Origin of the sequence: Intrasporangium sp., assembly GCF_030452765.1 — a bacterium.
Taxonomy (GTDB): Bacteria; Actinomycetota; Actinomycetes; order Actinomycetales; family Dermatophilaceae; genus Intrasporangium_A.
The window spans coordinates 1-15287 of sequence record NZ_JAKDLO010000029.1 but is presented as its reverse complement, the minus strand read 5'-3'; the positions used below and the strand labels follow the sequence as shown (position 1 = coordinate 15287).

At 72.2% G+C, this 15287-nt stretch carries 12 protein-coding genes; all 12 read left to right on the top strand.

What is annotated here, in order from left to right:
• Nucleotides 1–29: 29 nt before the first annotated feature.
• Complete coding sequence (rsmH, locus tag L0H79_RS05755) at nt 30–1037, top strand: 16S rRNA (cytosine(1402)-N(4))-methyltransferase RsmH (protein ID WP_301483611.1); 1008 nt, start codon at nt 30–32, stop codon at nt 1035–1037.
• Nucleotides 1034–1660, top strand: a complete 627-nt coding sequence (locus tag L0H79_RS05750; protein WP_301483610.1) for a hypothetical protein — start codon at nt 1034–1036, stop codon at nt 1658–1660. The genes rsmH and L0H79_RS05750 overlap by 4 nt, the downstream gene beginning before the upstream one ends.
• Nucleotides 1661–1823: 163 nt before the next feature.
• Nucleotides 1824–3701 (top strand): penicillin-binding protein 2, encoded by a 1878-nt coding sequence (locus tag L0H79_RS05745; protein WP_301483609.1) that lies wholly within the window; start codon nt 1824–1826, stop codon nt 3699–3701.
• Between the two features lie 11 nt (nt 3702–3712).
• Nucleotides 3713–5329: a UDP-N-acetylmuramoyl-L-alanyl-D-glutamate--2,6-diaminopimelate ligase gene (locus tag L0H79_RS05740; RefSeq protein WP_301483608.1), complete on the top strand. Its 1617-nt coding sequence runs from the start codon at nt 3713–3715 to the stop codon at nt 5327–5329.
• The gene (gene murF, locus L0H79_RS05735) at nt 5326–6720 is read left to right on the top strand and encodes a UDP-N-acetylmuramoyl-tripeptide--D-alanyl-D-alanine ligase (RefSeq protein WP_301483607.1); all 1395 of its coding nucleotides are present in this window, start codon (nt 5326–5328) and stop codon (nt 6718–6720) included. The genes L0H79_RS05740 and murF overlap by 4 nt, the downstream gene beginning before the upstream one ends.
• Nucleotides 6717–7799: a phospho-N-acetylmuramoyl-pentapeptide-transferase gene (gene mraY, locus L0H79_RS05730; RefSeq protein ID WP_301483606.1), complete on the top strand. Its 1083-nt coding sequence runs from the start codon at nt 6717–6719 to the stop codon at nt 7797–7799. The genes murF and mraY overlap by 4 nt, the downstream gene beginning before the upstream one ends.
• Nucleotides 7796–9280, top strand: a complete 1485-nt coding sequence (murD, locus tag L0H79_RS05725; protein WP_301483605.1) for a UDP-N-acetylmuramoyl-L-alanine--D-glutamate ligase — start codon at nt 7796–7798, stop codon at nt 9278–9280. Before mraY ends, murD begins: the two co-directional genes overlap by 4 nt.
• Complete coding sequence (gene ftsW / locus L0H79_RS05720; protein WP_301483604.1) at nt 9277–10572, top strand: putative lipid II flippase FtsW; 1296 nt, start codon at nt 9277–9279, stop codon at nt 10570–10572. The genes murD and ftsW overlap by 4 nt, the downstream gene beginning before the upstream one ends.
• 6 nt (nt 10573–10578) lie before the next feature.
• Nucleotides 10579–11676 carry an undecaprenyldiphospho-muramoylpentapeptide beta-N-acetylglucosaminyltransferase gene (gene murG / locus L0H79_RS05715; RefSeq protein ID WP_301483602.1) on the top strand — a complete coding sequence of 366 codons (1098 nt, stop codon included), beginning with the start codon at nt 10579–10581 and terminating at the stop codon, nt 11674–11676.
• Nucleotides 11673–13136 carry a UDP-N-acetylmuramate--L-alanine ligase gene (gene murC, locus L0H79_RS05710; protein ID WP_301483601.1) on the top strand — a complete coding sequence of 488 codons (1464 nt, stop codon included), beginning with the start codon at nt 11673–11675 and terminating at the stop codon, nt 13134–13136. Before murG ends, murC begins: the two co-directional genes overlap by 4 nt.
• Complete coding sequence (locus L0H79_RS05705; protein WP_301483600.1) at nt 13133–13897, top strand: cell division protein FtsQ/DivIB; 765 nt, start codon at nt 13133–13135, stop codon at nt 13895–13897. Before murC ends, L0H79_RS05705 begins: the two co-directional genes overlap by 4 nt.
• A 270-nt stretch (nt 13898–14167) precedes the next feature.
• A partial coding sequence (gene ftsZ, locus L0H79_RS05700; protein WP_301483599.1) for a cell division protein FtsZ occupies nt 14168–15287 on the top strand: 1120 nt, incomplete at its 3' end.

Below are 15287 nucleotides of genomic sequence, written 5' to 3'. Positions count from 1 at the left end.
GCCCGACCAGCAGGACCGAGAGGGTGACGATGACGCACCGAGGACAGGCGCAGGGCCGCCACGTCCCCGTCCTGCGCGACCGGATCCTCGACCTGCTCGGGCGCGCTCTCAGCGTCCCGGACGCCGTCCACGTGGACGCGACGCTCGGCATGGGTGGGCACGCCGGCGGGGTCCTCGAGCGGTTCCCCGAGGTGACCGTGGTCGGCCTCGACCGAGACCGCGAGGCGCTCGCCCTGGCCGGGCAGCGCCTCGCCCGCTTCGCGGACCGTTTCGTCGCGGTCCACGCCGTCTACGACGAGGTCGGGGCGGTCCTCGACTCCCTCGGGATCGACACCGTCAACGGGATCCTGTTCGACCTGGGCGTCTCCTCGCTCCAGCTCGACGAGGCCGACCGAGGCTTCGCCTACCGCGTCGACGCACCGCTCGACATGCGGATGGACCAGTCGGCCGGGCGGACCGCCGCTGAGGTCCTCAACACCTATCCCGCCCCGGAGCTCGCCAGGATCCTCAAGGAGTACGGCGAGGAGCGCTACGCCCGCAGCATCGCGGCGGAAGTCGTCCGGGAGCGCCAGCACGAGCCCTTCACGACCTCAGGCCGGCTCGTCGAGCTGCTGCGCCGGGTCATCCCGATCAGCTCGCAGCGCCAGAGCGGCCATCCGGCCAAGCGCACCTTCCAGGCGTTGCGGATCGAGGTCAACGACGAGCTCGGCACCTGGCAGCGAGCGGTCCCCGAGGCCATCGCCCGGCTCTCGGTCGGGGGCCGGATCGCCATCCTGTCCTACCACTCCCTCGAGGACCGCATCGCCAAGCGAGCCCTGTCGGCCGGGGCCACCTCCACGACACCGCCCGGGCTGCCCGTCGAGCTGCCGGAGCATGCGCCGTACCTGCGGCTGGTGACCCGAGGCGCCGAGGAGCCGAGCGAGGCGGAGGTCATCGCCAACCCCAGAGCCGCCTCGGCCCGGCTCCGGGTCGCCGAGCGGACCAGGGCCACGACACCAGCCACGCCGGAACACCCGAGGAAGGGACTCATCCGATGAGCCAGACGATCGCCACCGCCCGTCCGTTGCGGGCCCCCCGGCGTGTTCCGTCCGTGGCGCCCCTGAGGGTCATCCCGACCCGGATCGGCACGAGCGGCAACGGCGCCTTCGGCACGCTGTGCATCGCGCTGCTCACCCTGGGGCTCGTCGGGCTGCTCCTGCTCAACACCGCCCTGGCCGAGGGCTCGCTCACTCTCGGCTCGCTCCAGAAGGAGTCGCGGGTGCTGGACGCGCGTGCCGGCGCCCTGAGCGAGCAGATCGCCCAGGCGTCCTCGAGCAACGCGCTCGCGGCTCGCGCCACCTCCCTCGGGATGGTCCGGGCCGGCCAGCGGGGCTACATCGACCTGGCGAGCGGGAAGGTCAGCGGCACGGCCTACCCGGCCACGACGCTGCAGAAGGTGCCGATCGTCGTCGCCCCGATGCCCGCCCCGCGGGTCGTCACCCGGCTCACCTCTGCCCTCGACGGCGCGACCGAGGCTGCCGTCGCGGCGGCCCGAGCCGTGGCGAGGCTGGCCGGCACCGCCGCCACGCCGAAGGTCGGCGAAAGCGCCGCACCGCCGTCCGCGACGGAGACACTTGACCCGATCAGCAAGCCGGCGGGATCGCCCGCGACGACGAGGTGACTTCGTGACCCAGACCCGAGGAACCGGTCCCCGGCGGCCGGTGGCTCGCAGTGGGACCACGCACCGTACGTCGGCTCCCGGCGGGGCAGGGGCACGCGGCAGGCACGCGCCCTCGCGCGGCCGCTCGGCCGCCCACGGGCGCGGTCCCGCGCCGAAGCGGCTGGTGGGCAGCGGTGCGCCCGGCGGGCCAGGTGGGCCGCGCCGACCGCGGCGCCGCCGCGACGCAGCCAACCCCCGCCCGCGGGCCAGGGCGATGCTCGGAGTCATCCTCGCGGTCTTCACCGTCTTCGGGGTCCAGCTGTTCCGGGTGCAGGGCCTCGACGCCTCGGCCACCCAACGGGCGGCGATGAGCAAGCGGTCCGTCAAGTCGGTCACCCCGGCGATGCGGGGGCAGATCCTCGACACGAACGGCAGGGTGCTGGCCGAGAGCGTCGAGCGGTTCACCGTGGTCGGCGACCCGGTCGCGATCGCGCAGTACCAGGTCAAGGTCGGTGACGTCCGGGAGAAGGTCGGCGCGGCGGGGGCCGCGAGCGACGTCGCGCCGCTGCTCGGCATGGACACCAGCGACCTCGAGGCTCGCTTCACCCGGGCCGGCACCCGCTACGTCATCGTCAAGAAGGAGGTCACCCCGGCCGTGTGGCGGCAGGTCAAGGCACTCGGCGTGCCGGGTATCGCCGCGGAGCGGACCGCCGCGCGCGTCTACCCGCTCGGGATGGCCCTGGGCCCGGTGGTCGGCGTGGTCCGGCCCTCCGACCAGTCACCCTTGAGCGGTATCGAGTACCAGTTCGACAGGACCCTCTCGGGTACGCCCGGCACGACCGTCTACGAGCGGGCCCGGGACGGCTACGTCATCCCCGGCTCGGAGCGCGTCGACACCCCGGTCGTCAACGGCCGCACCGTGCGCCTCACGATCGACGCCGACCTGCAGTGGTTGGCCGAGAACGCCCTGGCCAAGCGGGTCCAGGACGTCGGCGCGAAGGAGGGGTCGGCGCTCGTCGTCGAAGTCGCGACCGGCAAGGTCCGGGCTATCGCGAACTATCCGTCCTTCGATCCGAACGACCTCGGTCACACCAACCTCGACCACATGCGAAACGGCGCGCTGGACGACGCGTTCGAGCCCGGCTCCACCGGGAAGCTGATCACCTTCGCGGCGGCCCTCCAGGAGGGGGTCATCACCCCGGGCACCGGAGTGATCGTGCCCAACCGCCTGCCGCGGGCCGGCATGCGGTTCAAGGACAACGAGAACCACCCGACCGAGTACCTGACGGCCACCGGGGTCATCGCCAAGTCGTCGAACATCGGCACCATGCTGATCGGCGAACGGATCGACCCGAAGGTCCTCGTCGGCTACTTCCACCGGTTCGGCCTCGGCTCGCGCTCGCCGATCGGCTTCCCGGGCGAGTCGGCGGGCGACGTGCCGGCACCGAAGCTGTGGGTCGGCGCCTCCCGGTACACCAGGCTGTTCGGACAGGCCTACTCGGCGACCGGGCTGCAGATGACCAGCGCGTACCAGGCGATCGCCAACAAGGGCCTGCGCATGCCGCCGACCCTCGTCGAGGGGACGATGAACGACTCGGGCACGCTCGTGCCGGCACCGGCCCAACGCGGCGTGCGGGTCGTGTCGGAGAAGACCGCGACGACGCTGAGCCGGATGATCGAGGAGGTCACCGGGCCCGACGGCACCGCCTCGGACGCCCGGATCAAGGGCTACCGGGTCGCCGGCAAGACGGGCACGGCCGACTTCTACGACCAGAGGACGCGAGGGTACAACGGCTTCACCGCCTCGTTCATCGGCTACGCCCCCGCGGAGGCGCCGAAGTACGTTGTCGGGGTGTTCCTGCACCAGCCGACCGCCGGCATGTTCGGCGGTGCCCTCGCCGGCCCGGTCTTCAACCAGGTCATGAGCTACCTCATCCAGCGCGACGGCGACCCGCCGAGCCCGAAGTCCAGCCTCGACTACCACGTCTGGGCAGGGCACAAGCTGTCCGCATCCGACCCGAACGTCCTGTCCCAGGCCCGGGCCAAGCGCGATGGCCTGTAGGTTGGGATGCCGTGTCACCACCCCCCATCCGCCCCAGGGCCTCCGGCCGGCGACTCGCTGACCTGAGCACGAGAGTCGGCCGGGCCAACCCCTCGGCCGATGTCCTCGTCACCGGCGTGACCCTCGACAGCCGGACGGTGTGCGCAGGCGACCTGTACGCCGCCCTGCCGGGCTTCAACGTGCACGGCGCCACCTTCGCGGCGCAGGCCGTCCGCTCGGGTGCAGTCGCCGTGCTGACCGACCCCGAAGGGGCCGCGCAGCTCCGTGACGTCTCGGTGCCGGTCCTGGTCGTCGACCGTCCCCGCGAGCTCCTCGGCGGGCTCGCCGCCGCGGTCTACGGCGACCCGGCGGACGAGATGACCATGGTCGGTATCACGGGCACGAACGGCAAGACGACGACGGCCTACCTGCTCGAGTCCGCGCTGCGTGCCCACGGCCTGCGCACCGGCCTGATCGGCACCGTCGAGACCCGCATCGGGCCGGAGCGCATCCCGTCCGTGCGCACCACGCCGGAGTCGCCCGAGCTGCACGCCATCCTCGCCGTCATGCGCGAGCGGGGTGTCGACGCGTGCGTCATGGAGGTCTCGAGCCACGCGCTCGCCCTGCACCGGGTCGACGGCGTCGTCTACGACCTCGCCCTGTTCACGAACCTCTCCCAGGACCACCTCGACTTCCACGGGTCGATGGAGCAGTACTTCGCTGCCAAGGCAGCGCTGTTCACGCCGACACGGTCCCGTCGCGGCATCGTCTGCGTCGACGACGAGTGGGGCCGCCGCCTCGCGTCGGCGGCCGGCGTCCCGGTGACGACCTTCTCGACGTCGGGCGCCCCCGCCGACTGGTCGGCTCAGGCCTCCGGCGACGACATCGTGCTGCGCTCGCGCGCGCAAGCCACGGAGCTGCACCTCGTCTCGCACCTGCCCGGCTCGTTCAACGTCGCCAACACGTGCCTCGCCGCTCTCGCCCTGCTCTGCCTCGGGTACGGCCCGGCCGAGGTGGACCGCGCGATGGCACACCCGCCCGAGGTCCCGGGCCGCATGCAGATCGTCACCAGCGGGCCCGGCACCCCGCGTTGCATCGTCGACTTCGCCCACACCCCCGACGCGGTCGACGCGGCCCTCGCCGCACTGCGCCCCTCGACGACCGGGCGCCTCGTCGCGGTGCTCGGTGCCGGTGGCGACCGGGACCGGGGCAAACGGCCCGACATGGGCGCCGCCGCGGCGCGGCAGGCCGACGTCGTCGTCGTCACCGACGACAACCCCCGCTCCGAGGACCCGGCCGCGATCCGCGCGGCGGTCCGGGCGGGCGCGGACGAGGCCGTCCGGGGCGGCCACGCCGCCGCGACGGAGGTCATCGACGGCGGCACCCGCACCGACGCGATCACCGGCGCGGTCGCCGACGCCGTACAGGCCGCCCGCGAGAGCGGCCGCATCGACACGGTCGTCGTCCTCGGCAAGGGGCACGAGTCCGGGCAGGAGGTCGGCGGAGTGGTGCGCCCCTTCGACGACCGCGAGGCGGTACGCCTGGCGCTCGTCAGAGCCGGCCTTCACACCACGACAGCCTCCACGACGCCCAGTACCACGACAGCCACTACTACAAGACCCTCGTCCGGAGCGGGGGGCGCCCGATGATCCCCCTTCCCCTCACCCGCATCGCCGAGCTGGCCGGCGGCGTGCTGCACGGCGCCGACCCCGGCCACGACCTGGTCATCGACGGTCCGGTCGTGACCGACTCACGCGAGTGCGGTCCCGGCGGCCTCTACGTCGCCCGGGTCGGCGAGCACGCGGACGGACACGACTTCGCGCCTGACGCCGCCGCCCGCGGAGCGATCGCGGCGCTCGCGTCGAGGCCCGTCGACGCCCTGCCCTGCGTCGTGGTCGACGACGTCCAGCCGGCCTTCGGACAGGTGGCACGCGGCGTCCTCGAGGCCGCCCCCGGGGTGCGCGTCATCGGCATCACCGGATCCTCCGGCAAGACCTCGACCAAGGATCTGCTCGCGGTGGTCCTCGCCTCGGCCGGCGAGACGGTCGCCCCGGTGGGCTCGTTCAACGGCGAGATCGGGGTGCCGCTCACCGTGTGCCGCATCACCCCCTCGACCCGCTTCCTCGTCGTCGAGATGGGCGCGCGCGGCGTCGGCCACATCGAGTACCTGACCAGGATCGCGCCGCCGCAGGTGGGCATCGTCCTCAACGTCGGCACCGCCCATCTCGGCGAGTTCGGCTCCCGCGAGAACATCGCTCGCGCGAAGTCCGAGCTGCCTCGAGCGGTCCCACCGACCGGCTTGGCGATCCTCAACGCCGACGACCCTCTCGTCGCCGCGATGGCACACGGCCTGGCTGCCCGGGTTTGCCTGGTCGGCACCTGCGAGCAGGCGCAGGTGCGCGCCGAGGACGTCGTCCTCGACGAGGCCGGGAGGGCGGCATACACGCTCGTCGCCCAGGGGGGCCGGGCACCGGTGCGACTCGCCCTCGTCGGGGCGCACCACGTCGCGAACTCCCTTGCCGTGGCAGCCGCCGCGCTCGAGCTCGGGCTCGGGCTGGAAGCCGTCTCCACCGCCCTCGGCGCCGCCCGACCGGTGAGCCGCTGGCGGATGGAGGTGACCCACCGCGCCGACGGCGTCGTGGTCGTCAACGACGCGTACAACGCCAACCCCGAGTCGATGCGCGCGGCGCTCGACGCGCTCGCCGCCATGGCGACGACCGGGCGCCGATGGGCCGTCGTCGGCGAGATGCTCGAGCTCGGCGGGTCCGGTGCCGCCGCACACGCCGAGATCGGACGGTATGCCGCCGAGCTCGGCATCGACCGCGTCGTGGCGGTCGGCGCGGGGGCCCGGGTGGTCGGCGCGGCGGAGTGGGTCCGGGACACCGATGCGGCGTTCAACCTGCTGCGCGTCGAGCTGGCGCCCGGCGACATCGTGCTCTTCAAGTCCAGCCGGGACAGTGGGCTGCGCTGGCTCGGCGACCGGGTCGCCGAGCGGGCAGCGACGCCCGGCGGGGCGGACGCCGGGGAGGTGGGCTCGTGAAGGGCATCCTGATCGCCTCGGCCTTCTCGCTGGTCATCTCGCTGTTGGGCACGCCGCTGTTCATCAAGTTCCTCGTGAGGCGCGGCTATGGGCAGTTCATCCGCGACGACGGGCCGACCTCCCACCACACCAAGCGCGGCACCCCGACGATGGGCGGGGCGGTGATCCTCGGGGCGACCGTCGGCGCCTACGCCCTGGCCCACCTCGTGACACTGACGCCCTTGACCGCCAGCGGCGTCCTGGTCCTGTTCCTCATGGCCGGGCTCGGGGTGGTCGGCTTCCTCGACGACTACATCAAGATCTCGAAGCAGCGCAGCCTCGGGCTGCGCTCGAAGCAGAAGCTCGCCGGCCAGGGTCTGGTCGGGGTCGTCTTCGCGGGTCTCGCCCTGCAGTTCCCCAACGCCCAGTACCGTACGCCCGCCTCGCCGTTCATCTCCTTCGTGCGCGACACGAACATCAACCTCGCGTACTACGGGACGATCCTCGGCGTCGTCCTGTTCATCATCTGGGCCAACCTCATGATCGCCGGAGCGTCCAACGGGGTGAACCTCACCGACGGCCTCGACGGGCTCGCCACCGGTGTCTCGACGATGGTCTTCGGAGCCTATGTCCTGATCAGCCTCTGGACGTTCAACCAGAACTGCCAGACCAACCCCGGGATCAAGTGCTACGAGGTGCGCGACTCCCACGACCTTGCCCTCGTCGCGGCGGCCGGCATGGGAGCCTGTTTCGGGTTCCTCTGGTGGAACGCGTCCCCCGCCAAGATCTTCATGGGAGACACCGGGTCGCTGGCCCTCGGCGGAGCCCTCGCCGGGCTTGCCATCACGACGCGCACCGAGCTGCTCCTGATCATCCTCGGTGGCCTGTTCATCATCATCACGATGTCGGTCATCATCCAGGTCGTCTCGTTCAAGTCGACAGGCAGACGGGTGTTCCGCATGGCACCGCTGCAGCACCACTTCGAGCTCGTCGGGTGGGCCGAGGTGACGATCGTCATCCGGTTCTGGATCATCTCGGGCCTCTTCGTCGCGCTGGGGCTCGGCGTCTTCTACGCGGAGTGGGTGGTGGGCTCGGCATGACGGTCGACCCGAGCTACGAGCCCCGCCCTGGGCTGACCCATCGCGACGGCGACTGGAGCGGCCTGCCCGTGCTCGTCGTCGGTCTCGGCGTCTCGGGCTTCGCAGCGGCCGACGCGCTGGCCGAGCGCGGTGCCGAGGTCACCGTGGTGTCTCGCGACGTCACCGACGTCATCACGGAGCGGGCGCAGATCCTGCAGATCCTCGGCGTCGACGTCCGGCTCGGGCCCGAGCACCTGCACCACCCGCCCGAGGGCACCCAGCTCGTGGTCACCTCGCCCGGGGTGCCGCCGCACGACCCACTCATGCTCGCCGCTGGGCAGGCCGGTGTCCCCGTCTGGGGCGAGGTCGAGCTGGCCTGGCGGATGCGGCCCCGGCAGGGGGCTGCGTCATGGCTCACGGTCACGGGGACGAACGGCAAGACGACGACGGTCGGGATGCTCGCCTCGATCCTGCAGTCCGCCGGGTTGCGGGCGACCAGCGCCGGCAACGTCGGCACGCCGATCCTCGAGGCGGTGCTCCACCCGGAGCCGTACGACGTCATCGCGGTCGAGCTGTCGAGCTTCCAGCTGCACTGGCAGCGGTCCGTCTCGGCGGTCGCGAGCGCCGTGCTCAACGTCGCACCGGACCACCTCGACTGGCACGGGTCGTATGCCGAGTACCTGCGCGCCAAGGGCCGGATCTACGACCGCACGCACCTCGCCTGCGTCTACAACGTGGCGGATCTGCAGACCGAGCAGCTCGTCATGGACGCCGAGGTCGTCGAGGGCTGCCGAGCCATCGGCTTCACCCTCGGAGTGCCGGGACCGTCGATGGTCGGGGTCGTCGACGACGTGCTCGCGGACCGGGCCTTCGTCGAGCAGCGCCAGCGTGCCGCCGCCGAGCTGTGCACGCTCGCCGACCTGCGCGGGGACGCCGAGTCGGTGCCCCCCCACTACGTCGCCAACGCGCTGGCTGCGGCCGCCCTCGCCCGGGCCTATGGCGTCGGCCCGCTGTCGGTGCGCGACGGCCTGCGGGCCTTCCGACCCGACCGGCACCGCATCGCGGTCATCGACGTGCCGGGGCCGGTGCGCTGGGTCAACGACTCGAAGGCGACCAACACCCACGCCGCCGCAGCGGCGCTCAGGTCCTACGAGCGCGTCGTGTGGATCGCAGGCGGGCTGCTCAAGGGCGCCGATGTCGACAGCCTCGTCGAGGAGATCGCCTCGCGGCTGCATGGCGTGGTCCTGATGGGCCGTGACCGGGGGCAGATCGCTGCGGCACTGGCCCGACACGCGCCCGATGTCCCCGTGATCGACGTCGCCGAGACGGACACTGGGGCCATGGACCTCGTCGTCGGCCATGCTGCGCGCCTCGCCCAGCCGGGTGACGTCGTGCTGCTCGCGCCCGCGGCCGCATCGATGGACATGTTCGAGCACTACGGTGCCCGCGGCGACGCCTTCGAGGAGGCGGTCCGCCGGCACGTGACAGGTGGCGGCCAGTGACCTCGACGACCGCCCCGACCACCGGCTCCAAGACCGGCTCCAAGACCGGCCGGGGGGCAGAGGTGTCTCGGCTCGCCGGGCTGCCTGTCATCGGCAAGCTCGAGTCACCGCTGACGACCTACTACCTGGTCCTGGGTGCGATGACGACCCTGGTCGTGTTCGGCCTGATCATGGTCTTCTCGGCCTCGAGCGTCAGCTCGCTGCTCGGCGGCAAGGCGCCCTACTCCGTCTTCGCCAAGCAGGCGCTCTACGCCGGCATCGGCGCGGTCGCAGCGGCCGTGGGCAGCAGGCTGCCGCTCGCCTGGTGGAAGCGCCTGTCGCTGCCGTTCTTCTTCGGCTCTGTCGTCCTGCTCGGGCTCGTCTTCGTGCCGTCCCTCGGCATCGAGGTGAACGGCAACCGCAACTGGCTGCGGGTCGGGCCGGTCCAGATCCAGCCCGCCGAGCTCGGCAAGCTCGCGCTCGTCCTCGTCGGTGCGTTGATCTTCGCCAACAAGGGCCGGCTGGCCGGCCTGATCCGGCACGCGATCCTGCCCTACCTGATCCCCGTCGCGGCGATCATCATCACCCTCGTGCTCGGTGGCCACGACCTCGGCACGGCACTGGTCATGTTCGGGATCGTCGCGGCGGTCCTCGCCGTCTCCGGCGTCAGGGGCCGGTTCTTCCTGCTCGCCGGGGTGATCGCGACGGTCGGGATCACCTACCTCGTCCAGTCGAGCGACAACCGGATGGCCCGTATCGCGAACTTCCTGTCCCCGGCGTGCCAGTCGGACCCCGACGGATGGTGCGGCCAGTCGGTCCACGGCATGTACGCCCTGGCCGACGGCGGATGGTGGGGGGTCGGCCTCGGTGCGTCCAAGGAGAAGTGGGACTGGCTCGCCGAGGCGCACAACGACTTCATCTTCGCCATCATCGGTGAGGAGCTCGGCCTACCCGGCACGCTCGTCATCCTCTTCCTCTTCGCGGTCATCGCCTGGGCGTGCTACCGGCTCATGGTTCGCACCCGCGACCGCTTCGTCCGCATCGCGACGGCCGGGATCATGGCCTGGCTGCTCGGCCAGGCCATCATCAACATCGGCGCCGTCATCGGTCTGCTGCCCGTGATCGGTGTCCCGCTGCCGCTGGTCAGCGCGGGAGGGTCCTCGCTCGTCACGACGATGCTCGCCCTCGGCATCCTGCTCTGCTTCGCCCGCAACGAGCCCGGCTGCCGTACGCTCCTGCAGGCGCGACCGGGCCTGCTCGCGCGTTCCCTCGCCGTGCTGCCGTCCCGTCCCCCACGTCGCAGAAGCCGGTGATCCGTGGTGTCATCGCCCACCTCCGTCCTGCTTGCCGGAGGCGGCAGTGCCGGTCACGTGTCCCCGCTGCTGGCCCTCGCCGACGCCCTCGCGCGCCGGCATCCGGGCATTCGGCTCACCGGGCTCGGCACCGAGACCGGCCTGGAGGCGCGGCTGGTTCCGGCCCGTGGGCTCGACCTGCGGTTCGTGCCGAAGGTGCCGCTCCCGCGTCGCCCCAGCGGCGACCTGCTGCGCCTGCCGGTGCGGCTGCGTGACGCGATCGGCGCGGCCGGGCGAGCCATCGACGAGACCGGCGCACAGGTCGTCGTCGGCTTCGGCGGATACGTCAGCACCCCGGCGTACGTGGCTGCCCGCCGACGTCGCGTGCCGATCGTCGTCCACGAGCAGAACGCCCGCCCCGGACTGGCCAACCGGCTCGGCGCCCGCTGGACGCCATACGTCGCGACGACCTTCGGCGCCACGAGGCTGCCGCACGCGACGCGCACGGGGATGCCGCTGCGACGCGAGATCGCGACGCTCGACCGGGCGGCCCTGCGCCCGGCGGCCCTCGAGCACTTCGGCCTCGAGAGCCAGTGGCCGACGGTCCTGGTGACCGGCGGCTCCCTCGGGGCGCAGCGCCTCAACGAGGCGTTCCGGGACCGCGCCGGCGTTCTGAGCGGGGCCGGCGTCCAGGTGCTGCACATCACCGGGGTCGGCAAGGAGTTCACCCCCGAGGTCCCGATGGTCGGCGCGCCCTATGTGACCGTGCCCTACGCCGACCGGATGGAGCTGGCCTACTGCGTGGCCGACCTGGTCGTCGCGCGGTCCGGGGCCAACACCGTGGCCGAGCTGACGACGGTCGGCCTGCCGGCCGTCTACGTGCCCCTGCCGATCGGCAACGGCGAACAACGCCTCAACGCCGCCGAGGTCGTCGCCGCCGGGGGTGGGCTGCTCGTCGCCGACGACGAGCTCACCCCCGCCTGGATCGAGGCAGAGCTCGTGCGCCTCGCGACGGACGGGCAGCGCGTGGCCAGGATGGCGCAGGCGGCCGCGACCCTCGGTGAGCCGGCCGCCGACGAGCGGCTCGCCGACCTGGTCGAGCTGGCCTTCCGGAGCCGCTCATGACGACCCCGACGGTACCGACGACGGGTTCGCCCTTTGCCCGGGCCCGCTTCGACTTCCGGGCCCCGGTCCCTCGGGCCGAGGACCTCGGCGCGGTCCACTTCCTTGCCATCGGCGGGGCCGGCATGTCCGGGGTCGCGCGCATCATGCTCGCGCGCGGCATCCCGGTGAGCGGCTCCGACGCCAAGGACGTGCCGGTCCTCGCGGCGCTGCGTTCCGAGGGCGCCCGGGTCTGGGTCGGCTTCGCACCGCCGCATCAGGCTGGCGCCGACACCATCGTCATGTCCTCCTCGATCCGCGACGACAACGTCGAGCTGCTGGCCGCCCGGCGGCGCGCACGTCCGGTGCTGCACCGGGCTCAGGGGCTCGCCTCGCTCATGCACGACCGGCGTCGGGTCGCTGTCGCCGGGGCGAACGGCAAGACGACGACCACCTCGCTGCTGACGATCGCCCTGCAGGAGTGCGGCCTCGACCCCTCCTTCGCCGTCGGGGGGGAGCTGACCAGGCACGGCACCAACGCCCACCACGGGTCCGGCGACACCTTCGTCGTCGAGGCCGACGAGAGCGACGGCTCCTTCGTCGTCTATCGCCCGCACGTCGCGATCGTCACCAACGTCCAACCCGATCACCTCGACTTCTACGACACCTTCAAGGTTGTGGAGGCCGCCTACCTCGAGTTCGCACGGAGCATCGAGCCGGGTGGGTTGCTCGTGACGTGCGTGGACGACCAAGGCGCCAGGCGACTGGCGGCGGCGGCGCGGGCCGACGGGCTGGACATCGTCACGTACGGCTTCTCCGTGGGCGCCGACATCCGGCTCGCCGACTACCGCCCCACGGGCCTGCTGGCGACCGTCGCGGTGAGCCACGCCGGCGCGGAGCACACCCTGAGTCTCGCCGTTCCGGGACGCCACAACGCGCTCAACGCGGCGGCAGCGTACGCCGCGGCGGTCGTCGGGCTCGGTCAGGAGCCGCGCGACGTCCTCGCCGGCCTGGCGTCCTTCACGGGGACCCGTCGTCGTTTCGAGCCGAAGGGAACCGCCGGCGAGGTCACCGTCGTCGACGACTACGCCCACAACGCCGGCAAGGTCCGCGCCGTGGTCGAGACGGCCGTGGGCCTGGCCGCCGGCCGTGGCCGGGTCGTCGCCGTCTTCCAGCCGCACCTCTACAGCCGCACGCGGGACTTCGCGGTCGAGCTCGGCGCGGGTCTGGCCCAGGCCGATGTCGTGGTCGTCATGGACGTCTACGCGGCCCGCGAGGACCCGATCCCCGGCGTGACCGGCGAGCTCGTGGCCGATGCGGCGCGGGCCCCGGGCGTAGAGGTCCACTACGTCCCGTCCTGGTCCGCGGTCGCACCGGCCGTCGCTGCGCTGGCCCGCCCCGGAGACCTCGTCCTGACGATCGGGGCCGGCGACGTCACGATGATCGGTCCCGAGGTGCTGCGCCTGCTCGAGGCGGGATCGTGAGGATCTGGCCCCGGCGCCGACGCCAGACGAGCGGCCTCAGCTCCGCCCGGGCGCGGTTCGAGGCCCGGGCCGCCCGAGCCCGACGACGACCGTTCCTGCTCGCCGCCGCGCTGGTCGCGAGCCTCCTGCTGGCTGCGGGGCTCATCTGGGTCGGCTGGATGAGCCCGTTGCTGGCTGCGACGACCGTGCGCGTCGAGGGGGTCTCCACCGGCGACGCACGGGCGGTTCGCGAGGTGGCCCGGGTCCCGCTCGGGGGCCCACTGATGCGCCTCGACACCGATGCCGTCACGGAGCGCCTCGAGGCCGGCCGCTCGTGGACCGACATCCGGGTCAGCCGGAGCCTGCCGCACTCGGTTGTCATCAAGGTGACGCCCCGCAAGCCAGCCTTGGTGCTGCGTAACCCTCAAGGTCAACTAGAACTTGTAGATGAGGGCGGGGTCCGGTTCGGGACGGTGAGCACGCCACCCGAAGGAGTCCCCGTGGTGACGGCGGGGTCGGCCGACGTCACGAACAGCGGCCTGAGTGCGGCGCTGGCGGCGCTGCACGCGCTACCCGCCTCGGTGCGCTCGCAGGTCTCGGACATGGCCGTGGGCGCCGCCGACCAGGTGCGCTTCACCCTCACCGAGAAGTACGGTCGCCGCACCGTCGTCTGGGGCTCCTCGGGACAGGAGCAGTCGAAGGCCCGCCTCGTCACCATCCTGCTGCAACAACCAGGGACGACGGTCGACGTCAGCGTTCCGAGCGCCCCGGTCACCCGCTGAGGTTCGGCCCTCACCTGGCGCGCCCCGGGACACCTGACTCTCGTGTGACGGGAGTGGCTGCTGTGGCTCCGCCCCCGGCGTGTCGCAGGGTTGTGCCCAACCGCGTCGGCGACACGCCGCGGGCGAGGTTGATCGGGGTGCCGCCACCACATACCGTCAGGGCCACACAGGTTCGTGACCGAACCGTAACCTTAAATCGAAAGTTTAGGGTTGTTTCCCTCGCTTGACACTGACCCGCAGGACGCTCCACCTTCAGGAAGGCCCACTCCCGTGGCAGCAACACCGCAGAACTACTTGGCCGTGATCAAGGTTGTCGGCATCGGTGGAGGTGGCGTCAACGCCATCAACCGGATGATCGATGTCGGGCTCAAGGGAGTCGAGTTCATCGCGATCAACACCGACGCCCAAGCGCTGCTGATGAGCGACGCCGACGTCAAGCTCGACGTCGGCCGGGAGCTGACCCGAGGCCTCGGCGCCGGTGCCGACCCCGAGGTCGGCCGGAAGGCGGCCGAGGACCACGAGGAGGAGATCCAAGAGGTCCTCAAGGGGGCCGACATGGTCTTCGTCACGGCGGGTGAGGGCGGCGGTACGGGCACGGGCGGGGCGCCGGTCGTCGCGCGCATCGCCAAGGGGCTCGGGGCGCTGACGATCGGCGTCGTGACCCGCCCGTTCACCTTCGAGGGCAGGCGCCGGGCCAACCAGGCCGAGTCCGGTATCGGCAACCTCCGCGAGGAGGTCGACACCCTGATCGTCATCCCCAACGACCGCCTCCTGTCGATCAGCGACCGCAATGTCTCGATGATGGACGCCTTCCGCTCGGCCGACCAGGTCCTGCTGTCCGGTGTCCAGGGGATCACCGACCTCATCACGACGCCCGGCCTGATCAACCTCGACTTCGCCGACGTCAAGTCGGTGATGCAGGGCGCCGGCTCCGCCCTCATGGGCATCGGCTCGGCCCGGGGCGAGGACCGCGCCGTCCAGGCCGCCGAGCTCGCGATCAGCTCCCCGCTGCTCGAGGCCTCGATCGACGGCGCGCACGGCGTGCTCCTGTCGGTCCAGGGCGGCTCCGACCTCGGTCTCTTCGAGATCAACGAGGCGGCACGACTCGTCCAGGAGGCGGCCCACCCCGAGGCCAACATCATCTTCGGTGCCGTCATCGACGACGCCCTCGGCGACGAGGTGCGGGTGACCGTCATCGCGGCGGGCTTCGACGCGGGCGGGCCGAGCCGCCACGAGGACGGCCGCGCCATCGCGGCAGCTCAGCGCGCGACGCGCGCCGAGCCGTCCCAGGCGCAGCGGTCGGCCCCGCCGCAGCCCACCCGTCCCGAGCCCGCACCGGTCCAGTCGCGCGGTGGCCATGGCACTCAGCCGGTCCCGTCCCACCCGGGTC